General features: G+C 60.5%; 21 protein-coding genes. 14 read left to right on the top strand and 7 right to left on the bottom strand.

Features of this window, described 5'->3' with window-relative positions:
- Positions 1-78: 78 nt before the first annotated feature.
- The 3 genes from mscL to L8U60_RS04625 form a co-directional block, all read right to left on the bottom strand.
- Positions 79-489, bottom strand: coding sequence for a large-conductance mechanosensitive channel protein MscL (gene mscL / locus L8U60_RS04635; RefSeq protein WP_269965209.1), 411 nt, complete (start codon positions 487-489; stop codon positions 79-81).
- 112 nt (positions 490-601) lie between these two features.
- The gene (locus tag L8U60_RS04630) at positions 602-1,282 is read right to left on the bottom strand and encodes an SAF domain-containing protein (RefSeq protein ID WP_269965208.1); all 681 of its coding nucleotides are present in this window, start codon (positions 1,280-1,282) and stop codon (positions 602-604) included.
- A gap of 55 nt (positions 1,283-1,337) precedes the next feature.
- Positions 1,338-1,916: a 5-formyltetrahydrofolate cyclo-ligase gene (locus L8U60_RS04625; protein ID WP_269965207.1), complete on the bottom strand. Its 579-nt coding sequence runs from the start codon at positions 1,914-1,916 to the stop codon at positions 1,338-1,340.
- 70 nt (positions 1,917-1,986) lie between these two features.
- On the opposite strand from L8U60_RS04625, the gene L8U60_RS04620 reads away from it, so the two are divergent.
- The 5 genes from L8U60_RS04620 to L8U60_RS04600 all read left to right on the top strand — a co-directional run bounded on the left by L8U60_RS04620 (position 1,987) and on the right by L8U60_RS04600 (position 6,711).
- A complete protein-coding gene (locus L8U60_RS04620) occupies positions 1,987-2,943 on the top strand; it encodes a UTP--glucose-1-phosphate uridylyltransferase (protein ID WP_269965206.1) in 957 nt (318 codons plus the stop codon).
- Positions 2,944-2,990: 47 nt separating this feature from the next.
- The gene (gene glp, locus L8U60_RS04615; protein WP_269965205.1) at positions 2,991-4,271 is read left to right on the top strand and encodes a molybdotransferase-like divisome protein Glp; all 1,281 of its coding nucleotides are present in this window, start codon (positions 2,991-2,993) and stop codon (positions 4,269-4,271) included.
- Positions 4,272-4,324: 53 nt separating this feature from the next.
- Entirely contained in the window at positions 4,325-4,936 is a 612-nt protein-coding gene (locus tag L8U60_RS04610; protein ID WP_338026469.1) for a GNAT family N-acetyltransferase, read from the top strand.
- Positions 4,937-5,036: 100 nt separating this feature from the next.
- A complete protein-coding gene (sepX, locus tag L8U60_RS04605) occupies positions 5,037-6,161 on the top strand; it encodes a divisome protein SepX/GlpR (protein ID WP_269965203.1) in 1,125 nt (374 codons plus the stop codon).
- Positions 6,162-6,180: 19 nt separating this feature from the next.
- A complete protein-coding gene (locus L8U60_RS04600; RefSeq protein WP_269965202.1) occupies positions 6,181-6,711 on the top strand; it encodes a hotdog fold domain-containing protein in 531 nt (176 codons plus the stop codon).
- On the opposite strand, the gene L8U60_RS04595 is transcribed toward L8U60_RS04600, so the two are convergent.
- Positions 6,712-7,248 (bottom strand): DNA-3-methyladenine glycosylase I, encoded by a 537-nt coding sequence (locus L8U60_RS04595; protein ID WP_269965201.1) that lies wholly within the window; start codon positions 7,246-7,248, stop codon positions 6,712-6,714.
- Positions 7,249-7,303: 55 nt separating this feature from the next.
- Between L8U60_RS04595 and L8U60_RS04590 the strand changes: the two genes are divergently transcribed.
- Positions 7,304-7,711, top strand: coding sequence for a DoxX family protein (locus tag L8U60_RS04590; protein WP_269965200.1), 408 nt, complete (start codon positions 7,304-7,306; stop codon positions 7,709-7,711).
- Entirely contained in the window at positions 7,704-8,357 is a 654-nt protein-coding gene (locus L8U60_RS04585; RefSeq protein WP_269965199.1) for a zf-HC2 domain-containing protein, read from the top strand. Before L8U60_RS04590 ends, L8U60_RS04585 begins: the two co-directional genes overlap by 8 nt.
- Positions 8,358-8,397: 40 nt before the next feature.
- Here the strand turns inward: L8U60_RS04585 and L8U60_RS04580 are convergent, their stop codons facing one another.
- A complete protein-coding gene (locus tag L8U60_RS04580) occupies positions 8,398-10,101 on the bottom strand; it encodes a dolichyl-phosphate-mannose--protein mannosyltransferase (protein WP_420840148.1) in 1,704 nt (567 codons plus the stop codon).
- Between L8U60_RS04580 and rsmI the strand changes: the two genes are divergently transcribed.
- Genes rsmI through metG form a run of 5 tightly spaced genes read left to right on the top strand, consistent with a single transcriptional unit; the run spans position 9,992 to position 16,210 of the window.
- Complete coding sequence (gene rsmI, locus L8U60_RS04575) at positions 9,992-10,843, top strand: 16S rRNA (cytidine(1402)-2'-O)-methyltransferase (RefSeq protein WP_420840147.1); 852 nt, start codon at positions 9,992-9,994, stop codon at positions 10,841-10,843. The two genes, L8U60_RS04580 and rsmI, sit on opposite strands and share 110 nt — an antisense overlap.
- 51 nt (positions 10,844-10,894) lie before the next feature.
- Positions 10,895-11,923, top strand: a complete 1,029-nt coding sequence (locus L8U60_RS04570) for a substrate-binding periplasmic protein (protein WP_269965196.1) — start codon at positions 10,895-10,897, stop codon at positions 11,921-11,923.
- The gene (locus L8U60_RS04565; RefSeq protein ID WP_269965195.1) at positions 11,910-13,211 is read left to right on the top strand and encodes a hypothetical protein; all 1,302 of its coding nucleotides are present in this window, start codon (positions 11,910-11,912) and stop codon (positions 13,209-13,211) included. Before L8U60_RS04570 ends, L8U60_RS04565 begins: the two co-directional genes overlap by 14 nt.
- Positions 13,211-14,359 carry an MFS transporter gene (locus L8U60_RS04560; protein WP_269965194.1) on the top strand — a complete coding sequence of 383 codons (1,149 nt, stop codon included), beginning with the start codon at positions 13,211-13,213 and terminating at the stop codon, positions 14,357-14,359. The genes L8U60_RS04565 and L8U60_RS04560 overlap by 1 nt, the downstream gene beginning before the upstream one ends.
- A 21-nt stretch (positions 14,360-14,380) precedes the next feature.
- Positions 14,381-16,210, top strand: a complete 1,830-nt coding sequence (gene metG / locus L8U60_RS04555) for a methionine--tRNA ligase (RefSeq protein ID WP_269965193.1) — start codon at positions 14,381-14,383, stop codon at positions 16,208-16,210.
- On the opposite strand, the gene L8U60_RS04550 is transcribed toward metG, so the two are convergent.
- Together L8U60_RS04550 and L8U60_RS04545 are read right to left on the bottom strand one after the other, a co-directional pair.
- Positions 16,204-17,646 carry an HNH endonuclease signature motif containing protein gene (locus L8U60_RS04550; RefSeq protein ID WP_269965192.1) on the bottom strand — a complete coding sequence of 481 codons (1,443 nt, stop codon included), beginning with the start codon at positions 17,644-17,646 and terminating at the stop codon, positions 16,204-16,206. The genes metG and L8U60_RS04550 overlap by 7 nt on opposite strands.
- A gap of 133 nt (positions 17,647-17,779) precedes the next feature.
- Positions 17,780-18,172 (bottom strand): DUF3806 domain-containing protein, encoded by a 393-nt coding sequence (locus tag L8U60_RS04545; protein WP_269965191.1) that lies wholly within the window; start codon positions 18,170-18,172, stop codon positions 17,780-17,782.
- A gap of 24 nt (positions 18,173-18,196) precedes the next feature.
- On the opposite strand from L8U60_RS04545, the gene L8U60_RS04540 reads away from it, so the two are divergent.
- Positions 18,197-19,033 (top strand): TatD family hydrolase, encoded by an 837-nt coding sequence (locus tag L8U60_RS04540; RefSeq protein ID WP_269965190.1) that lies wholly within the window; start codon positions 18,197-18,199, stop codon positions 19,031-19,033.
- 198 nt (positions 19,034-19,231) lie between these two features.
- Complete coding sequence (locus L8U60_RS04535) at positions 19,232-20,368, top strand: resuscitation-promoting factor (protein WP_269965189.1); 1,137 nt, start codon at positions 19,232-19,234, stop codon at positions 20,366-20,368.
- Positions 20,369-20,375 lie beyond the last annotated feature (7 nt).

Below are 20,375 nucleotides of genomic sequence, written 5' to 3'. Positions count from 1 at the left end.
CCCTTCGCCCCCCCTTGGCCCAACAAAAGAACCGCCCAACCTGTGAAGGCGGAGCGGTTCGTAGTCACCAGATGTGGTTTAGAGCTGGCGGGGACCGTTCTGGTTAGCCAGCAGGTCACGGATCTCGGCGAGCAGTTCCTGCTCGGTCGGAGCCGGAGCATCCTCGCTGATGCCCTTGCGGCGCTTCTGTGCCTCATCCAGCTTGTTCATCGGTGCAACGATGATGAAGTAGACAACTGCAGCAATGAGCAGGAAGTTGATCACAGCGGTGATCAGAGCACCGAAGTCAACGAAGGTTGCGTCATTGCCGCTGATGATGTGAACGCCCAGACCGGTGAAGTCTGCGCCACCGATGGAGGCGATCAGCGGGTTGATGATGTTGTCAGAGAACGAGGTCACGATTGCGGTGAAAGCGGCACCGATGACAACACCGACAGCCAGGTCGATGACGTTGCCGCGCATGATGAAGTCTTTAAAACCCTTGAGCATTTTTCTCCTTGAAAAACTATGTGGGAAATGGTCTTACTTTTCGGTGAAAGAAAATACCCCATCGTGGGTGATGGGCCTAACCGAGTGGCACAGAACACACAGCTAATGCCGCTCATTCACCACGGTGCTTTCCGCCTGTGAGCACCACCGTGAGTGGCAACGTGAGGGAAGAAGCTGCCACATTGACGGCGTCCTCATTCCGTAAAAGCAGCAGCACTCCGGTTTGAGCCTCACCGCTACCGGCGGTGACCACGGTGCCGCCAGTGGCAATCGTGCGTGCAGCGGTAACTGCAGTATCTGCAGCATCAGCCGAATCACCCCCCGTGGTCACCACTGACACCTCGTCGCCGTGGTGCAGCATGGGGATGATGTCAGGCTCCGCGAGCTTGACCGGCACGAGAGTAAAAGAACTCGCGTCCGCCCCGCGGGCATGCGCAATAGAGGAAACAAGATCAGGGCCTGTAATCCGCGTTGTGGTGAGCACTTCGCCGGCAGAGGCAGCCGCGGCAATCACTTGGCCCTCAGCCTTGGCATGGTCTGTCACCGCATTGGTGGGAACAATGTTGCTGGGCAGGGAGCGCAGCTCCACATCATCAGCGCTCAATACCGTGCCGGGTGCAACATCACGGGCGAAGACCACCACCTGGGGGTCCTTGGCAGCGCGGCCACTCAATGCGAGGAGTACCGCGCAAATGATGAGCAAGCCCGCAACCAGGCGCCGCATCAGGACGGAACGCCGGTAGCCGGGAGTGGAAAGAGTAGACAGGGAAGAAGAGAAATTAAAAGAAGCCATATTCTCTTTGACTGCTTCAACACCCTGTTTGGTTCCCTCGCAGCCCAAAGTTTTTCTAAGAAGGCTTGTTGTAGTCCGCGAATATCAGCACACCCGACGGGGTGACGGCGGCGCCCACAGGCTGGTCGTGAGGGTCAGCTGGTAAAGAATCGTGGACCTCATTGTCGTAGACCAACGCGATGCGCGGCTGGTTGGGCGCATGGAGGAGGGCGCGGTCGTAGTAGCCAGCGCCTTGTCCCAAGCGAACTCCACGGCGGTCCACGCCCAAGGCTGGAACGATGATCACATCGCAGGTGCTCAATGCGCTGGAAGGCAGCCGTGGTCCAGTGGGTTCGGCGATATCAAAGAATTCGCCGGGGGTGAGCTCACCCGGTGTGTACATTGCCCACTGCAGCTCGCCTCCAGAAAGAGTGATGGGCAGCATGATCTCCCAACCCTCTTTCACCAAGGCCGGCAGTAGCGCGGACCCACCTGGCTCAGACGGCATCGGAGAATAGGCGGCCACCCGATGCGGGGAGAGCGTGCGCAGGTGGGGGAGGAGGTGGGAGATGAGAGTGTCGTCGATAAGCATCTTTTGCTCAATCTTCCCGCGAGCTTCACGCGTGGCGGCACGAACTGAAGATTTTGAAGACATACATATCCCTTTCCTTACACGCGCAGCGGCTACCCGGATTCGTAGCGTCTCACAGGTAGACTATCCATTCATGCGCAATTCCTCCTCGGCCCCCAAGGTGGGCGTGAAAACCGTCGTTGTTCCCGCAGCTGGAATGGGTACCCGGTTCCTGCCCGCCACAAAGACGGTGCCGAAGGAATTGCTCCCGGTGGTGGACACCCCGGGTATTGAGCTCATCGCTGAAGAAGCCGCACAGCTTGGCGCGAAGCGTCTCGCTGTTGTCACCGCGCCGGGTAAAGGCGAGGTCATGGAGCACTTTGGCAATTTTGACCACCTGAAAGAGACGCTGCTGGCACGTGGCAAAGATGAGCAGGCACAGAAGGTAGCTCGTGCGGCCGAGATCATTGAGGCGCAGGCCGTTGTGCAGGAAGAGCCGCTCGGTCTTGGCCACGCGGTCGGCTGTGCTGAGGCAATCCTGGACGATGATGAGGACGCAGTGGCCGTCATGCTGCCGGATGATCTGGTGCTGCCCACCGGTGTTATGGAAAAGATGGTGGACGTGCGCGCCAAGCTCGGTGGTTCCGTGCTGTGCGCGTTCGTGGTCAGCCCGGAAGAGGTGTTCAACTACGGCGTCTTTGATGTCCGCGAGGTGGATGCCGCGGATGGTGTGGATCCGGAGAAGGTGAAGCGCGTTGTGGGCATGGTGGAAAAGCCTGAGCCGGAGGATGCGCCCTCCACGTTCGTTGCCACCGGCCGCTACCTGCTTGATCGGGGCATTTTTGATGCTTTACGACGCATCACGCCCGGCAAAGGCGGCGAACTCCAGCTCACCGACGCGATTGAGCTGATGATTAGCGAAGGCCACCCGGTGCACGTTGTTGTGCACGACGGTAAGCGCCATGACCTGGGCAACCCGGCTGGCTACATTCCGGCCAATGTTGATTTTGGTTTGCACCATGAGAAGTACGGTCCGGCACTGTACAAGTCCATCAAGCAGATCCTGAAGGACTTCGAGTCGGAGAACCCGCACCTCGCAGGCACCGACTAAGTTCACGAGTAGTTCAAAGTTTCAGCCGCCGGCAGAAGGGTGACGTGATGCGCAGCGTTGAAGAGCAGTTGGACATTATCGTCGACGCCACGATGACGCCTGCGCCGATCCGAATTGGTATCACCGATGCACTTGGCCTCATGTGCGCGGAGGAAGTGCAGGCAACCCGCTCGCTGCCCGGCTTTGCGCAGGCTGCTGTTGATGGTTATGCGGTGCGCGCCGTTGATGTCGGTGGTGCACAATCGCTGAGCAACCGCACGACACATGAGGATGAAGAGCAACCCCATGTTGAGCCGGATACCTCTTTGCCGGTGGTGGGTGAAGTAGCTGCTGGTAGCCAAAAGCCGCTGCGCCTCCAGCCACGCCAGGCTGTGCGCGTGGCCACGGGTGCGCCGCTACCTACCTTGGCTGATGCGGTTTTGCCCCTCGAGTGGTCCGACCGTGGCCGCCGCCGCGTGACCCCGCACCGTCCAGTGCGTTCCGGTGACTTTATCCGCCGTGAAGGCGATGACATCCAACCCGGTGACATTGCAGTGCGTGCCGGTGCTGTTCTTGGCCCGGCCCAGATCGGGCTACTCGCCGCTGCCGGCCGCGACAAGGTGCTCGTGTATCCGCGTCCCCGCGTGACCGTGATGTCCTACGGCTTGGAGCTGGTGGACATTGATAGGGATCCGGGCCTGGGCCAAGTCTTCGATGTTGGGTCCTATGCCGTTGCCGCTGCAGCGAAGGACGCGGGTGCGGATGTCACTCGCGTGGGCATTATCAACGCGGAACCGCGCCGCCTGAAAGAGCAGATCGCGGTCCACGCCCAAAAGAGTGAGTTTTTGATCATCACCGGCGCCGTCGGCGGTTCAAGCGCCCGCGCCGTCCAAGAAGCACTGGGCGAGCTGGGCGATATTGACACCACCCGCGTGGCCATGCATCCCGGTTCCGCCCAAGGCTTCGGCCTGGTGGGGGAGGATCGCATCCCAACCTTCCTGTTGCCGTCGAATGCCGTGAGTGCCCTCGTGGTGTTTGAGGCGCTCATTCGTCCGGCGATCCGCTCGTCGTTGGGCAAGCGCGTGCTCAATCGCCGTGTGGTGAAGGCGCGTTCGATGAACCGCATCGAGTCGATTCCGGGACGTCTCGGATTCGTCCGCGCTCGCCTCATGCGCGATGCGCAAACCCGCGATTACCTGGTGGACAGCATCGGTGGTGCATCCGGCGGCGCGGCTCACTTGTTGGCTGGTCTCGCTGAAGCAAACGCGATGATCCGCATTCCCACGGACGTGGTGGAAGTGCGCCCCGGCGATGTCGTTGACGTGTTGTTCTTGCAGCAGCGGGCCTGAGCATGTTGAGCCTCATCGGTTGGGCGCGTAGCTATGCCCACCCGGGGTGGCCCATGGCTACTCCCACAGTGTTTATTCGCGGTGATAAGCCCGTGCGTTTGCGGCCGCTGAAGCGCTCTGATGGCCGCGACTGGGCCCGCATGCGCATCTCCGATGAAGCGCTGCTGCGCCCGGTTGAGCCAACTGTGCAGGGCACCTGGCAGGAAGCCCATTCCCCGGAAGCGTGGCGTTCCACTTGGTCGAACCTGCGCCGCTGTGCCAATGAAGGCATCGTCGTCCCACTGGCCATTGAATTCGACGGCCACTTTGCCGGCCAGGTCACCCTGGGCAATATTCAGCATGGCGCGATCAGTGAATGTTGGATCGGCTACTGGGTCCATTCCCGTTACAACGGCCGTGGTATCGGCACTGTTGCGTGTGCTCTTGGCGTGGATCATGCCTTCGCGCGCGTGGGTCTGCACCGCGTCACGGCGACGTACCTGCCGGACAACCCGGCGTCCGGCAGAATATTGGCTAACGCGGGCTTCCGCGAGGAGGGGTACCTGAAGGAAAACCTCCACATTGATGGGCGGTGGCGCGACCACTATTTCGTGGCGCAGAACATTGATGACCTGCCCGGTTCCGCGGTGGAACGTTTGGCCGCGCAGGGAAGGTTGTGGATCTAAGAAATTCTGGGGCGCGACTCGGCGTGGGGCGGTCAACTTCAGCCTGTGGCTGGTTAGGGTCGTTCTAGTAATTTCCGCCGTCAAGAAAGGTCGTGGGCCCATGTCAGGCAGCCTCAGCCTGATCATTGTTCTCATCGTGGTTGTGTGGGCGATTGTTCTCGCCCCGATGGTCTTGGGGGATTCCAAGCCCATCCGCCGTGCTGGTGAGGGCTTTGACGAGACCCGTGTCCTCCACCAGGGCGGCACCGCCGCAATCCAGGCTCGCCGCCGCCCGCGCGTCACCGCCGCGGATGTGCACCGCCACGACGAGGAAGACGATTACGAGGTTGTCGTCCCTGAAGAGGGGAGCACAGAAGCAGTGCTTATCGACGACTCCCCGGCCACCCCTTCCTGGAAAAAACTCTTCACCCGCTCCAACGTTGTGGACGCTGAGCCCGTAGAAGACGAGGCTGACACCCCAGAGACTGAAGCAGAAGCAGAGGTTGCAGAAGCTGAGGCAGATACTGCTGACACTGTGGACGCTGCAGACGCTGAACTCGACGAGACCCTCGATGAGGCCGAGGACCTCTCCGCCGAGTACGACTACGACGATTCCTACCTTGCCCCGGAGGACTTCGGTTACTCCACCGTGGTGTCCATGCCAGAAGCAGAAGAGATGACTGCTGAAGACTCTGTCGATGTTGCAGAGGACTCTGTTGAAGATTCCGCCGCTGACTCTGCTGATGATGCAGCTGCTGACTCTGCCGATGACTCTGCTGATGATGTCGACGAGGCAACTCTTACCCGCGCGAGCCGCGGTCGTGGTGGCTGGACCCCGGAGGCTGAGAAGCAGGCACGTGCAGAGCGTCTACGTCGCCGTGAGCGCACCCTGCTGGGCCTGATCACGGTCACCGGTGTTGCTTTCATCTGGGCACTGATCAGTGGCGGCTGGGTATGGCTGGCTCCGCTCGCAGGCGCAGCTCTTCTCGTCTGGTACATGTCTGCGCTGCGCAGCCTGGTCACCCAGGAACGCGCGCTGCGTGAGCGTCGTCTGCGTCAGCTGCGCCGCGCCCGCCTCGGTGTCGTTTCCTCTGAGGAAGACGCACCGCTGCCAGCCCACATGCGCCGCCCCGGCGCAGTGATCGTGGAGCTCGATGATGAGAGCGCGGACTTTGCCAACCTGCCGGAGTACCACGACGACGACTTCGATTTCCATGGCGCAGATCGGGTCCGCGAGAGCGCATAACCCAGTATCATCACGGGGTATGACTCAAACTGATACAACCCCAGGCACCAAGCCAACCGCCACCAACAACAACCCGGGCCCGACCGCGTTGCTGTGGAAGAAGTTCAGCGATACCCCCATCAAGCGTGGACTGTTTTCCGCCCTGTACATGGTGAAGGCCCCGTACTTCCGCACGGTGATGCCGCGCGTCCAGGAAGCTGTTCCGGGTCGCTGCGTTGTGCGCCTGGGCAAGTGGTGGGGTGTGCAGAACCACATTGGAACCTTCCACGTGATTGCCGGTTTGAACGGCGCTGAAGCCGCCATGGGCCTGCTGTGCGAGGTCACCGTTCCGGACACCCACCGTTGGATCCCGCGCGGTATGCGTGCGGATTACCCGAAGAAGTCCACTGGTGGTCTGACCATCACCGCCACCGCGGACTTCCCGGATTTCTCCACCATCACTCGTGAGACCGGCGGCCAGCTGGTCACCATTGATTGCCAGCTTGTCGACGATGCTGGGGTCGAGCCCATCACCGCCGAAATCGACGTGTGGGTGACCGCTAAAAAGTAACTAGGAAGGCCCACCGTGCACGATGCCGGTGCATTGCAACAGTGCAAACACCGTCACCGGCCCCAGCATGGTGAACCCACGCTCCTTCAGCGCGGCCACTAACTCCTTGGTGCCGTCCACAGATTGGGGTGTGGGTTCAAAGGACCACAAGAATTCAGCCAGGTCCGTTCCCTCTTCCCGCAACGCCAGGCAAGCACGGGCGTTGGTGATCACGGCGTTGATTTTGCGGCGGTTGCGGATGATCGAGGCGTCGATAAGCAATGCTTCAACATCCGTCTCATCCCACGCGGCGATGGTCTCGATGCTGTTGCTGAAAATCGCGCGGCGCAGTGCCTCGCGCTTCTGAAGAATCAGATTCCAGCTCAGCCCCACGACGAAAACTTCGAGGCCTAAGAGCTCAAACATTTCTTTTTCGGTGGTGACCGGGCGCCCCCACTCTGTATCGAAGTACTCCTGAACCAACGGCGTCATGTGCCGGGTGAGGGATTGTTGTTGGTTGTCCTGATGTGTGTCTTGTTCAAAGTGTGAAAGTGTCATACTTACTTTGACTGCTGTAGGGGCCCATTTGGTTCCACGTTGTAGGGTAGTTTTTATGAATACCCCCGCTGTGCGCGATGCTGCGCTGCTCATCGCACGTTTTGTCCTGGGTGTCATATTCATTGCACGGGGGTACCAACACTGGGTGGCAGATGGTATGACGCGCACGGCACAGAAGTTTTCACAAGCGGGAGTCCCTCAACCAAAGCTGGCGGCGTACACCGCTGGCTCCCTGGAACTCGTTGGTGGGGCGCTGTTGATCATTGGGCTGCTCACCACCATCGTGGCAATGGTCTTAGCGCTGTTGGTGGCCGCTGCCGGGTACTTTGTGCACATGGATGCCGGCTTCTTCGCGGAGCAAGGCGGCCTGGAGTATCCGCTTCTTCTGATAATGCTGTTGCTGTTCATCGTTGTTTTTGGTGCAGGACGCGCAAGCTTGGACAAGGTGCTTATTGATGATTAGTCACGCAGAGGTACAAGCCGCCCTGTCCGCACGCATCGATGGGGAAGAGGCCGGGCTGGATAAAGCTGTCGTAGATGCGCACTTGGCGCACTGCCCTGAATGCGCGTCTTTCTGGGAGCGTTCACTGGCTCTCTCACGCTCGTTGAGCTTTGTCGAAGCTGACGGCTCCATGTCGCCGCCGGAGGATCTGTCGGACGTGATCTACGCCGGCGTGGAAACCGAGTTCCGCAAACTCGCCTCCCGCCGTCTCCTGGGCTTGAGCATCGGCCGTGTCATTCTCGGCGTGCTGGCTGTCCTCTACATCGTGTGGGCTGGCCAGCTCGTGGCTGGTTCCGGCGGGGCGGACATGGACCCTGAGATGGCAAGCCTGCTCATCGGGGCCGCCGCCGTCCGCGTTGGTATCGCGGCAGCGCTGTTGCTGGTGGCATGGAAACCGAATCAGATTCCCGGTGTGCTGCTCATCGTCGGCGCCATGTTCGGGTTCACCATTGGTTTCGCTGTGCTGGACGCCGTCTCCGGTGAAGCCACAGCACCATGGCTTCACTTGGGCATGCTGCTGTTCACCAGCGCCGCCCTCGTGTTCATGTGGGTTGCGGACCGTGGGCCGTCCAACCCGCTGCGGACGCTCAGTGCTGGGCCACAGTAATTATTGCTAGCTACTTCCAGCTACTTCCAGCTACTTCCAGCTACTTCCAGCTGGGCAGCCACATCAGCTGCGAGAAGTAGCTATCGGGGATGACAAAGCCGTAGAGGATCGGGGAGAAGTACAAGAACATGCCTACGGCGACGGCGAGGTAACCAATAACGGCGAGCTGTCCCGAGGTCATGCTGTAGCCCGCGAGCTTGCGTAGTGGTGGCAATGGCTTGCCCCGGCCAGCGAGGTTCCCCAGTGCCAGTGCGATGAGCACGATGGTGAAAGGAACGAGGGGAGCGGCATAGAAGAAGTACATCTGGCGGTCAAACGCGGCCAGCCACGGCAGGAAGCCGGCTGCGAAAGCAATGAGGGGCAGGATCACGCGGCGGTCACCGCGGGAGATCCATGCCCAGATCGCCCACAGAAGGATGGGCATGGTGAGCCACCAAATGGCAGGTGTGCCAAAGAGATAAATCATCCGGCGGCATTCCTGGCCACCAGCGCACTCAATGCCGGTGGAGGAGTAGTACAGGATCGGCCGGGAGGCGACGAGCCAGGACCACGGCTTGGAATCCCATGGGTGGGAGTGGCCGCCGGAACTGGTCAGTTCAGAGTGGAAGCGCAGAACGGAGAAGTGGTAGTAGAACCAGCCGGCGACTGGCTCAGGAAGCTGGGTGAGCCAGGACCAGTCGGAGCCTTCGATGGTGCCGTCCGACAGTGAGTGCCGGTACACGGAGGTCTCCGATGCGAACCACGCGCGCCAGGACCAGACGTACAGCACAGCGGGGATGAGCACGATGGAGGCCAGTGCCGAAGGCACGTCGCGCAGCAACGTACCAGCAACCGGCTTGGCCACCCCGTAGCGGCGGCGCAACCACAGGTCGTAGAACGACGACAGCAGGCCAAAGAACGCGATGTAGTACAGGCCGGACCACTTCACAGACAGCGCCAAGCCGAGCAGCACACCCGTGGCAAAACGCCACCAGCGGAAGCCCAAGCGTGGGCCGAAGGGGCCGGATTCGGCGATACGGCCACTGACATACGCATCGTGCAGGCGCTGGTGGACCTGCCGCATATCACCCGCCAGGGTCCACGCCGCCATGACAATAGGCAGCAGGATGAACACGTCGAGCATGCCGAAGCGGCCGATGACCAGCAAGACACCGTCGACAAGCGCGAGAATGCCCGCGAACAACGCGACGACCCATGACTGCGACAAGCGTCGCGCGAGCAGCATCGTGAACACAACGACGGCCGCACCGAAGAGCGCAGCAACAAAACGCCAGCCCAGCGGGGTATATCCGAAGAGCATCTCACCGAGCGCCGCCAGCTGCTTACCCAGCGGTGGGTGCACCACCAGGCCGTAGCCCGGGTTGGATTCAATGCCGCCCAGAACCGGGTTGAACCAGGAGCGGGCGATGTCCCAGGCCTGCGGCGCGTAGTGCTTTTCATCGAAAACAGGGGTGCCTTTTGAATCTGCTGTAGTCACACCCACGAACCGCGTGAACAGTGCAATGATGCCGATCACAACGGTGGTGACGGTGTCCCGGCGCGTCCACGGCACAGTGATGGGGGCGGTGGGCGCGGGGGTCTTCACAGCAGAACTCACGCTGGTGATCTTACTGGTCATGCTTAAGCTGGTTGCCATGGATGATTCGCTTGTCGCCACAGGCATACTTGTCGCCGCCACTCCACTGGGCAATATCCGCGATGCGTCGCCACGTCTCGTGGAGGCTCTTGAGCGCGCTGATGTCATTGCTGCCGAGGACACGCGCCGGGCTCGTGCACTCGCCGCAGCGCTCGGCGCGGAGATTCGTGGCAAGGTCGTGTCCAATTTCGATCACAATGAGGACCACAGGGCACAGGAGCTTATCGACGTCGCTCGTTCCCGCCTCGTCCTGGTCATCTCCGACGCGGGCATGCCACTTGTCTCTGACCCAGGTCACTCGATCGTGTCCGCGGCCCATGATGCGGGTGTTCGGGTGACGTGTCTGCCGGGGCCATCGGCGGTGACGACTGCTCTGGCACTGTCGGGTTTGGGTGTTGGGCGCTTCATCTTCGATGGTTTCGCCCCACGTAAATCCGGTGCGCGCACCACCTGGCTGGAATCCCTGAAAGGGGAGAAGCGCGCGATCTGTTTCTTTGAGTCCCCCCACCGCATTGGTGGAACGCTGGCGCACGCGGCTGAGGTGCTGGGGCCGGAGCGTCGAGTAGCAGTCTGCCGTGAGCTGACCAAAACCTACGAGGAAGTGCGCCGCGGCACCTTGGCTGAACTCGCCGAGTGGGCTGCCGATGGCCTGCGCGGTGAGATCACCGTTGTGATTGACGGTGCAGACTCCACGCCGGCTCCCGCGGACGAGGAAGATTTGGTGGAAGCAGTTCTAGCCAAGGTTGATTCCGGCATGCGTCTCAAGGATGCTGTGAAGGATGTAGCCAAGGCAGCTGGTGTCAAGGTGGGGGACCTGTACGACGCAGCGCTGCTGAGACGATGCCAATAAAGGATGACAATAAAGGATGACGATAAAGGGTGACGATGAAAGGATCCGGTCGTGCCTCCGACTAAAGACAAGAAGAAAACACGCTGGTTACAGTTGCTGTTTCTTTTCATCTGCGTGTTTTCAATCGTTGCCTCCATCCTGATGGTCCGGGTACAGCCACCTAAGGCGGCGCAGTCCGTCCAAGTGCTCACGTCTGATTGGGAGCCCTACGTGGATACCACTGCGGAGCAGGGCGGCATCATCGGCGACATGGTTACCTCTGTCCTGGCCAGCAGTGGTTACAACGCCAATATTGCCTTTGATAACTGGGCGCCCGGTTTGGACAAAGTAGAGCGTGGCACCGCCTTTGGCATCTTCCCGATGGTCAAGTCCGCCGAGCGTGAAGAGCTTTTTGAGTACTCCGACCCACTCGTCAGCTACCGCTACGTTCTGTTCGCACGCACCGATGAGCAGATCCCTGACGCTGTTCTCCGTGGCGATCTCACGGGAATCCGCGTAGGCAAGATCGACGGCTATGACTACTGGCCGGAGCTGGAAAACTCTCACGCGGAATTCACATCTTATCCCTCCACCATCGCCGGTTTCGCGGCATTGGCACAGGGGGAAGTAGACCTGCTCGCTGAGTCAGACATTGTTGGTCGTGCCACGCTGGAAAGCGAGAAATTCTCCGGTGACGCCAGTGAATTCCGCATCATCGAAGGGGATGACCCGGCTTTGTCATCCGAGGACAGCGTGTACTTCCTCATCCGGAAGAGCAAGATTTCCCGTGACGTCATGGCACGGTTCAACGCGTCGCTGAAGGAATACAAGAACACTGACCGCTACCGCGAACAGGTGGAGGCGCTCACCGTCAGCCCTGACCACGTGGTGCTCACAGGCGACGGCCTGGTGGAGGTACTCGATGAATTCGGGAAACCCATGGGGGCTGTCCCACCTGGCGTTGCCGCCCGCGTGCTGGAATGGCCGAAGGATCTGGCGGAAGGAAGCCAGACCACGATCAAGATGTTGGATGGCCCACTGGCCGGGCGAATTGCCATCGTCAACCTAGAGAACGTGGAGGTCAACCGTGAAAACCGCTAGTTTCCGCCTCGTCTCCCCACTACGCGTTGACTGCTTCTTCCTGCCCGGCGTGGAGTTTTGTGAAACGGCTGCGAACTTCCAGTTCTGGGAGTCCGTCGCCACCGCCTCAGGTGCCACGCACCTGCGCGAAAAGCCCACTGAGGGCAAGTTGCAATACGGCTCCACCGCCAGCGTGGACTTGCCACATGACATCGCGCTGCTCAAGAACACAGTGACGGTGCCTACCGACTATGTTCACGCGCAGTTCCCGCATATCAGCGTCACCCACGTCCAATGGCAGTTGTGCGATTTTGGCGTGCTGCTCGTAGAAACCTTCCTCACCGTGGATATCCAGGAGCGCGAGGCCGCCGATGTGGAACAAGATGTCCAAGCCGCTGCGGCGTACGTGACATCGCACGCGATCACGGAAAACTACAACGATCTGAAGAACACGATCATGTCCGTTGAGGGCTACGAGAACTTCGTGGTTTTCCAAGGTGAAACCCCAGTTGAGAACGCGTGGGCATCACGTGCACTTATCCTCGATCGCGAGAATGCAGGCGCGGAGGAGTACCACTTCGCAGAAGCGTGGTTGGCGAATAATAAGGAGAGGAAGGGGATCGTCGAAAAGCTTGAGCGCGGTGAGATCCATCATTCCGCTGACTGGATGAACTACATCTATGTGAGGGAAACCCCTGAAAATCGCGCGGAGATGCAGGAGGCATGGAAGGCGCTGCTGCGCGCGCAGTTCTTCTATTCCGCGATGGGGCGCATTGATTCACAGCTGACGGAGATTCTGTCGTGGGCCATGTCGCGGTCTGAAGACATCTCGACGACGAAATTGCGCGAGCAACTCCGCCAAGAAATGGATTTTGCTGAGGCGCTTTTGCTGAAGAAGTCCGAGGTAGGGAAGTTCGTGAACCCGTCCTCGCGCCAGGAAACTGAGCGCATTTTGGACGTGTGGGATTTCGACGATGTGCTAGCTGATCCTGTGTCCACCAAGTTGCAGATCTGTCAGGCACGCATTGACAACATTGAAAACGAGCGCCGCCGTTCCGCGAGCTTCTTCACCGATCTCATCCTCATGGTCATCGGTGTGACCTCGATTTTGGGCACCGCGCTTGCCGTGGTCAGCCTGGGCCGCGACGCATCGGTCGACCCGAATCAGACCGTCTATGACCTCGGCGCGGGGGACCTCACCACATGGATTGCCACCCAGCCGATTGATGTCATTTTGCTCATATCGACGATTGTCTCCGCCCTCATGGTCATCGCCTTTGTCTTCGCCCGGAAGAAGAGCGAATCCTGATGGGCACCAAACTCCGGTTTGGAATCATCGTTACCGCCCTGGAAGTCCAGTTTTGGTTTCCGGTGTGGCTCCTCTTCCTGCTTGACCGTGGTTTCACCATCGGGCAGGCCGCACTGGCTGATGCTATTTTCCGCATCGTGGCCACCATCGGTGAGGTGCCCGCCGGCTGGCTGTCAGACCGGATTGGGCGCAAGAAATCCCTCTACCTCACCCTGGTGGGCACGGCGGTGACCTTCTTCCTTATCGCTGCTGTGACCACCATGCCGGGATTGATCCTTGCCTGGACGGTGTGGGGTGTGCTGTGGGCGCTCGTGTCGGGTTTGCTCACGGCTTATGGCTGGGAGCTGGGACACGATAGTGCTGAAGATGGCGCCGCGGGTGGTGTCGAATACGTCCGGGTGCGGCGTATCTGCGCTGCGATCGCGATGCTGGTCTCGCTTGTTTCGGCGGGGTCACTCTATGAGATTTCGGTGACGCTGCCGTTCACCCTCACCGCTGTTTTGGCACTTGCCGTCATCCCACTGGCGGTGAGCCTGCCGGACGTCTCTGCCGCCCAACAGCACCAGGCGCGCGTTCCTGTTCGGGCAGCACTCACCGGTAGCATGCGTACAGCCATTGCCGCTGGCGCCATCGTGCTCGTGGCTGGTTGGAGCATCCAGATGGTCTTCCAACCCCTGGGGATGGAAGTGGGATTGAGTCCAGCCAACATCTCTTTCCTGTTCGCCGGCTTCGCCGTGGCACAACTCGTGGGTGCCTGGCTGGTGGGCCGCGTCCGGTGGGATCGGGACAGCGTTCTTGTCCTCTCCGTCGCCGGTATCGCCCTGATGTGCTTCGGCGTGTGGGCGCCGGGACTGCATCAGTCCGTGGCACTGCTGAGCTTGGTCACCCTGGGCCTGTTCTACGCCGTTGGCACGACCTACTGCGATATCTGGGTATCGGAGCTTTCCACCGCCAAAAACCGCGCGATGATGCTGTCCCTCGTCTCCCTTACCGGCGGAATAGTCATGGTGGGAACGCGTCCTGTCCTTGGCCTGGTCGCGGACACATGGGATGCTCACGCAGCCTTTGGCGTCTGGGCCGCGGTGTGCGCTGCCCTCACTTTTGCTCTGTGGGTTGTGCTCAAGCGGGGGCGAACTTCAATCACATGAGCGGGGACGTAAGGTAGAACCATGCAAAAAAACGTTCTCGTCTGCGTGGCATGGCCGTACGCTAACGGTCCACGCCACATCGGTCACGTGGCCGGTTTCGGTGTCCCGTCCGACGTCTTCGCCCGCTACCAGCGCATGGTGGGCAACAACGTGCTCATGGTCTCCGGCACCGACGAGCACGGCACCCCGCTGCTTGTCCAGGCGGACAAGGAAGGCGTGACCGTCAAGGAGCTGGCGGACCGCTACAACCGCCAGATCGTCGAGGACCTTGCTGGCTTGGGTCTGTCCTATGACCTGTTCACCCGCACCACCACCCGTAACCACTACGCGGTGGTGCAGGAGCTGTTCAAGGGCCTGTACACCAACGGTTACATGATCAAGGAGACCACCAAGGGTGCGATCTCCCCGTCCACTGGCCGCACCCTCCCTGACCGCTACATCGAGGGCACCTGCCCGATCTGTGGCGCCACCGACGCTCGCGGCGACCAGTGTGACAATTGCGGTAACCAGCTCGACCCGGTTGACCTGATCAACCCGGTGTCCAAGATCAACGGCGAGACCCCGGAGTTCGTGGAGACCGAGCACTTCATGCTCGATTTGCCCGCGCTTCACGACGCGTTGAAGACCTGGCTCGAAGCCCGCGAAGACTGGCGCCCGAACGTGCTCAAGTTCTCCCTCAACCTGCTGGAGGACATGCGTCCGCGTTCCATGACCCGCGACATCGACTGGGGTATCCCGGTTCCGGTTGAGGGCTGGGAGAATGACCCGGGCAAGAAGCTTTACGTCTGGTTTGACGCTGTTGTCGGCTACCTCTCTGCCTCCATCGAGTGGGCAGCGCGCACCGGTAATCCGGATGCGTGGAAGGACTTCTGGCAGGATCCGGAAACCCCGGGCTTCTACTTCATGGGCAAGGACAACATCACCTTCCACTCCCAGATCTGGCCGGGTGAGCTGCTCGGCTACGCCGGAAAGGGCGCAAAGGGTGGCGAGCGCCACGAACTTGGTGAGCTCAACCTGCCTACTGAGGTTGTCTCCTCTGAGTTCCTCACCATGTCCGGCTCGAAGTTCTCCTCCTCCAAGGGCGTTGTTATTTACGTGAAGGACTTCCTCGCGGAGTTCGGCCCGGACCCGCTGCGCTACTTCATTGCGGTTGCCGGCCCAGAGAACAATGACACGGACTTCACCTGGGACGAGTTCGTCCGCCGTATCAACAATGAGTTGGCGAACGGCTGGGGCAACCTGGTTAACCGCACCGTGTCCATGGCCCACAAGAACTTCGGTGAGGTCCCCGTTCCGGGCACGCTCACTGACGCGGACCACGCCATCCTTGATCTGGCTGAGCGCACCTTCGCTGAGGCCGGCGAGGAACTTTCGGCCGCAAAGTTCAAGAACGCCATCACCAAGATCATGCACGTCGTCGGCGAAGCGAATGCCTACATCGCCGACCAGGAGCCGTGGAAGCTGGCCAAGGACGAGACCCAGCGCGAGCGCCTCGCCACCGTGCTGTGGACCGCACTCCAGGTGGTCTCGGACTGCAACGCCATGCTCACCCCGTTCATCCCGCACACCGCGCAGAAGGTCCACGAGACCCTCGGCCGCGACGGCATCTGGGCCGCCACCCCGCGCGTGGAAGAGGTCACGGACGATGAGGATCTGGACCTGATCGGTGTTGGCCTTCCGGAGAAGGGCCAGAGCTACCCAGTCATCACCGGTGACTACACCACGCAGCAGGCAACATGGGGCCGCGTCGATGTTGCCCCAGGCACGAAGCTGGAGAAGCCACAGCCGCTCATCGCCAAGCTCGACCCAGAATTGGGTGAGACCGGCCCAGAGTGGGCGCCTGTTCAGTAATCAACCTCCGGTTCTTCCGGGAACGGTACGGGATGGAAGGGAAATTCCATCCCGTATTCGCGTTCAAGGGCGGACAGTGATTTGAGGCATTCTTCGTAGTCGAAGTTTTCCTCAAAAACATCGAGCACCCGGTGGCACTTGGCAAAGAAGCGGGAGCGGGTGCGCTTGAGGCGCTCTACATCGTTGATGGTCTGCTTCCAGCGTGGTGTGGTTTCGGTGACCTGGCTGTTGATGAATCCGTTCCGGTCAGCCAGCGCGTAGGTGCCATCGGAGAAGAGCCAAACCACGTCGCCGGTTGTGGGGTCTACCAGGTAGAACGCCCTGCGATCGGTTTTTACATTATGGTGCTTCTGGCAAAGGCAGTAGAGGTTGTTCGCTGTTGTTGAGCCGCCGAGGCCGTAGGCGATGCGGTGGTCGAGCTGGCATTCCCAGGCAGTGCGGTCGCAGCCGGGGTAGATGCAAGTGCCGTCACGGCCGCGGACGAAGGCGGCGATGTCAGCGGGTGGAACGTAGCCGTCGATACTGCGCGTGGCGGCGGCATCCATGTCCACAAGTTTTGGGTCAAAAGAATGGAACATCTCGGTTCCGGTGGCTGTGGTGAAACCGTGGCCGGGGATGAATACGGAAGCGGACTCGTCGATGGTGCCGTCTGAGTTCTTGGGAGCGTAGCCGTAGACGCGGGCGTTCGCAGCGGGGGCGATCTTTCCGGTGAGGAGGAGCAATGTGGCCTCATCATCAGTGATGCCGTGTTCTTTCGCGGTTTCGCCGATGAAGGCTTTAACGGCGGCTGATGTCGCGTGGTCGGCGATCATGGTCATACCTGAGGAGCCGTGGTAGTAGCCATCGTGGAAGGTGACTTCGCATTCACCGGGCAGCAGGGTGCGCCCCTTTTCGCGCTTCTCCCGCTTCTTTTGATCAAAGGCCACAGAGGAATCCATGTCGCCGATAGCTTTGTTCAGGCGAGTGGTGATGGTGTTCGCGCCGGGCAGCGCCTGGTTCGGCTTGGTCGGGGTGAACAGCGTGACTAGGAGGGCATCGAGTAGTGCGAAAACCTCCGGATCAGGAGTATCCCCGAGAACGCTGATGGCGCGATCGATGGCCTTCAGACGACGCAGATCCAGGCGGTGCGTGGCTTCTTGGAGGGCACGCAGCATGGGGAGATCTTTGAGGCTGCGATAGGCATAAACAGCGCCGCGAACTTCCGTGAGGGATAAGCCTGTGGCGGAGCACATGCGGGCGAGCTCAGTGTCGTGGTCCTTGGAGCCTTCAAATTCATCAGCGGTGGCGTAGTGGTGAAACACCGCATGGATTGCAGCACGCATGCCCATCCCGGCAATGGCATCGATGTTGTCGGGGTTCTCCGTGGCGAAGAAAGCCGTGGGGTTGGGCGGCGGTGGTTCTGGTGGTTGTGGCGGGCGGTCAGTCAGTTGGGTCATGGTTCCCCCGTGTGGATATCGCGTGAATGTGTTTTACGTTCGTGCGAACATACTTTCACATCACTGCGACATGCGATCGCCGCTATTCGAACAAAAACAAACAGATGTTCGAATGCCTCATGTAGGCCCCAAGCTAGTCGCCCAAAAACTGCTCAATAAAAGTTGTGAGCTTCCCCGTTTTCTCATCCTCAAAGCGCGTGTCCACCACCACGAGGGGAGCGGTGTACATCTCCCGGTCGGGGGAGGTGACAACGAGGTCGGTGCCGTAGGCGTCGATAAGCAATTGCCACTCGAAACCGTGCTCACGAATGAATGCGTCGCCGAGCGCGGTGCCGTACATGCGCGCGACATTGCCGCGGGAGTACGTGCGGCGCAGGTCGGGATCGAGGGAGAGGTAGTCGCTCAAGGTCTCCTCGAAGGAAGCGACGATGTCGCGGACGGATCCATTGATTCCGGCGACGGCGGCTTCGGCGAGGTCACGGTCGATTTGGGTGCGGGTTGCAGCATCGATGTCGTGGAATGTCATGTGCTCGAGGATAGGCTGGAATTCATGTCGAAGAAGAAACCTCGCCCCACGCCTGTTCCTGCCGAGCGAATTGCTGGGCTTATCGACGCCCACACTCACCTCGCCTCCGCCCGCGCCCGCACCAAAGATGAGGTGGATGCGATCGTTGAACGCGCTGTCGATGCCGGCGTTGAGCGCATCTGCACGGTCGGCGATGGTCTTGACGAGGCGGAGCTTGCTTTGCAGGCCGCGCACTTCAATGCCCGCGTGTTTGCTGCATGTGCGATCCATCCGACGCGCGCGGGGGAGCTCGACGAGGCGGCGCGCGAGCGTCTCACACAGATGGCGGCTGATGAGCGCTGCGTGGCCATCGGGGAGACCGGCATTGACACCTATTGGATCAAGCATGACCCAGACCGGACCGCACCGTTGGACGTGCAGGAAGAAGCGTTCCGTTGGCACATTCAACTCGCCGTGGATTCCGGCAAGGCCTTGATGATCCATAACCGCGAGGGCGATGCGGACATGATGCGCATTCTCGCGGATGCGCCGCAGCCGAAGCATGTCATGCTGCACTGTTTCTCTTCGCCTCTCGACGTCGCGCGTGAGGCGATTGACCGCGGCTACGTGCTGTCTTTTGCGGGCAATGTGACGTTCAAGCGTAACGACGAACTCCGTGAGGCAGCGGCACTTGCCCCGACCGGGCAGCTGCTCATTGAGACGGATGCGCCGTACATGACGCCGGAACCGTTCCGTGGCGCGCGCAATGAGCCTGCACTGATTGGGCACACCGCGCATGTTGTTGCAGAAGCACGTGGCATGACAGTGGAGGATCTCGCGGCCGAAGTGGGGGAGACCTTCAGTCGCGTTTTCGGGGTGTGAAATAGGTGCGCCTGTGGGTGCTGATAACGGGTGTGATTGATGTGGCTGTGAAAAGCCTCAAACGCTCAAGACACGCTTCAAGCTTTTGAAAATGTGCTGGTCTTCGGCGTACCTTTACCGTATTGTTATTTTAGTTTGCTTCCCTCAAGCTCTATTGCCGAGCTTGTGTTCCGAACTTTTGTAAGGACTGTTCTTTTTATGTCGCGTCAACGCCGCATCAATAAGACTTCAACTACCCGCGCTGTGATTACCTCTTCGGCTATCGGCGCTCTTGCTATCGGTGGTGCTGCCACTGCAGTAGCTACTCAGAAGAATGTCACCGTGGACGTCAATGGTGAGACGGTTGAGCTGAGCACCTTCGCCGGCAAGGTCGATGGCGCACTGAAGGCCGCTGGCGTTGAGGTGGGTGACCAGGATCTGGTGTACCCGGCACCGTCCGAGTCGCTGTCCAATGGTGACACCGTGACCGTGCGCACCGCGAAGCCGGTTGCTGTGTCCATCGACGGTGGCCAAGCTCAGGAGTTCACCACCACCGCAGCCACCGTTGATGATCTGCTGGGTGAGCTGCCCGGCATCGTTGGCGGGTCTAGCCACAGCTTTGCTGCGGACCAGGCTGTCACGGAGAACATGACCATTGATGTCACCTCCCCGAAGATCGTGGCTATCCGTGATGGCGACAATGTCACCTACACCTCCGCTGCGGCGAAGACCGTGGGTGATCTGCTGTCAGCCCGTGGCGTGCTGGTGGATTCCAACGATCGCGTGAGCCCAGCACTGGATGAGCCAGTGACGGAAAACATGACGGTGGAGATTGACCGCGTCGATGTGACGGAGCGGACCACCACCGAGGAATTCGATGCTGAGCCGGAGTACGTGGACGATGAGTCCCTTGCGCCGGGTGAAGAGCAGGTCCGTGAGGAAGGCGCGAAGGGTGAGCGTAAGACCACCCACCGCGTAGTCACCGTCAACGGCGTTGTTGAATCCGATGCTGAGGTTGGTCAGGTGGAAACCCGTCCGGCCCGCAAGGCAGTGATCGCTCGCGGCAAGATCCCGGGCAACACCGGCGCAGCAGCCCCGGCAGTGGGTGGCGGTTCCGTGTGGGATTCCATCGCGCAGTGTGAGTCCGGTGGTAACTGGGCTATTAACACTGGTAACGGCTACTACGGTGGACTGCAGTTCGCGGCTTCCACCTGGTCTGCTTACGGCGGTGGCCAATACGCGCCAACGGCGAACCTGGCTACCCGTGAGCAGCAGATTGCCATCGCGCAGAAGGTTCAGGCCGCACAGGGCTGGGGCGCATGGCCTGCCTGCACGGCACGCTTGGGTCTCCGCTAATCTCCGA

Source organism: Corynebacterium meitnerae, assembly GCF_027570075.1.
In the GTDB taxonomy this organism is placed as follows: domain Bacteria; phylum Actinomycetota; class Actinomycetes; order Mycobacteriales; family Mycobacteriaceae; genus Corynebacterium; species Corynebacterium meitnerae.
The sequence above is the reverse complement of the archived record's forward strand: the minus strand, read 5'-3'. Positions and strand labels throughout refer to the sequence as shown.

Excerpts from the sequence above, each read along its gene's own strand:
- L8U60_RS04590 (WP_269965200.1), top strand. The coding sequence starts at position 7,304 with ATGAATACCCCCGCTGTGCGCGATGCTGCGCTGCTCATCGCACGTTTT.
- L8U60_RS04545 (WP_269965191.1), bottom strand. The coding sequence starts at position 18,172 with ATGACATTCCACGACATCGATGCTGCAACCCGCACCCAAATCGACCGT.
- L8U60_RS04620 (WP_269965206.1), top strand. The coding sequence starts at position 1,987 with ATGCGCAATTCCTCCTCGGCCCCCAAGGTGGGCGTGAAAACCGTCGTT.
- L8U60_RS04585 (WP_269965199.1), top strand. The coding sequence starts at position 7,704 with ATGATTAGTCACGCAGAGGTACAAGCCGCCCTGTCCGCACGCATCGAT.
- L8U60_RS04535 (WP_269965189.1), top strand. The coding sequence starts at position 19,232 with ATGTCGCGTCAACGCCGCATCAATAAGACTTCAACTACCCGCGCTGTG.
- L8U60_RS04600 (WP_269965202.1), top strand. The coding sequence starts at position 6,181 with ATGACTCAAACTGATACAACCCCAGGCACCAAGCCAACCGCCACCAAC.
- L8U60_RS04580 (WP_420840148.1), bottom strand. The coding sequence starts at position 10,101 with ATGACATCAGCGCGCTCAAGAGCCTCCACGAGACGTGGCGACGCATCG.
- L8U60_RS04550 (WP_269965192.1), bottom strand. The coding sequence starts at position 17,646 with ATGACCCAACTGACTGACCGCCCGCCACAACCACCAGAACCACCGCCG.
- glp (WP_269965205.1), top strand. The coding sequence starts at position 2,991 with ATGCGCAGCGTTGAAGAGCAGTTGGACATTATCGTCGACGCCACGATG.
- L8U60_RS04540 (WP_269965190.1), top strand. The coding sequence starts at position 18,197 with ATGTCGAAGAAGAAACCTCGCCCCACGCCTGTTCCTGCCGAGCGAATT.
- L8U60_RS04595 (WP_269965201.1), bottom strand. The coding sequence starts at position 7,248 with ATGACACTTTCACACTTTGAACAAGACACACATCAGGACAACCAACAA.
- L8U60_RS04630 (WP_269965208.1), bottom strand. The coding sequence starts at position 1,282 with ATGGCTTCTTTTAATTTCTCTTCTTCCCTGTCTACTCTTTCCACTCCC.
- mscL (WP_269965209.1), bottom strand. The coding sequence starts at position 489 with ATGCTCAAGGGTTTTAAAGACTTCATCATGCGCGGCAACGTCATCGAC.
- L8U60_RS04560 (WP_269965194.1), top strand. The coding sequence starts at position 13,211 with ATGGGCACCAAACTCCGGTTTGGAATCATCGTTACCGCCCTGGAAGTC.
- L8U60_RS04625 (WP_269965207.1), bottom strand. The coding sequence starts at position 1,916 with ATGTCTTCAAAATCTTCAGTTCGTGCCGCCACGCGTGAAGCTCGCGGG.
- L8U60_RS04610 (WP_338026469.1), top strand. The coding sequence starts at position 4,325 with ATGGCTACTCCCACAGTGTTTATTCGCGGTGATAAGCCCGTGCGTTTG.
- sepX (WP_269965203.1), top strand. The coding sequence starts at position 5,037 with ATGTCAGGCAGCCTCAGCCTGATCATTGTTCTCATCGTGGTTGTGTGG.
- metG (WP_269965193.1), top strand. The coding sequence starts at position 14,381 with ATGCAAAAAAACGTTCTCGTCTGCGTGGCATGGCCGTACGCTAACGGT.
- rsmI (WP_420840147.1), top strand. The coding sequence starts at position 9,992 with ATGGATGATTCGCTTGTCGCCACAGGCATACTTGTCGCCGCCACTCCA.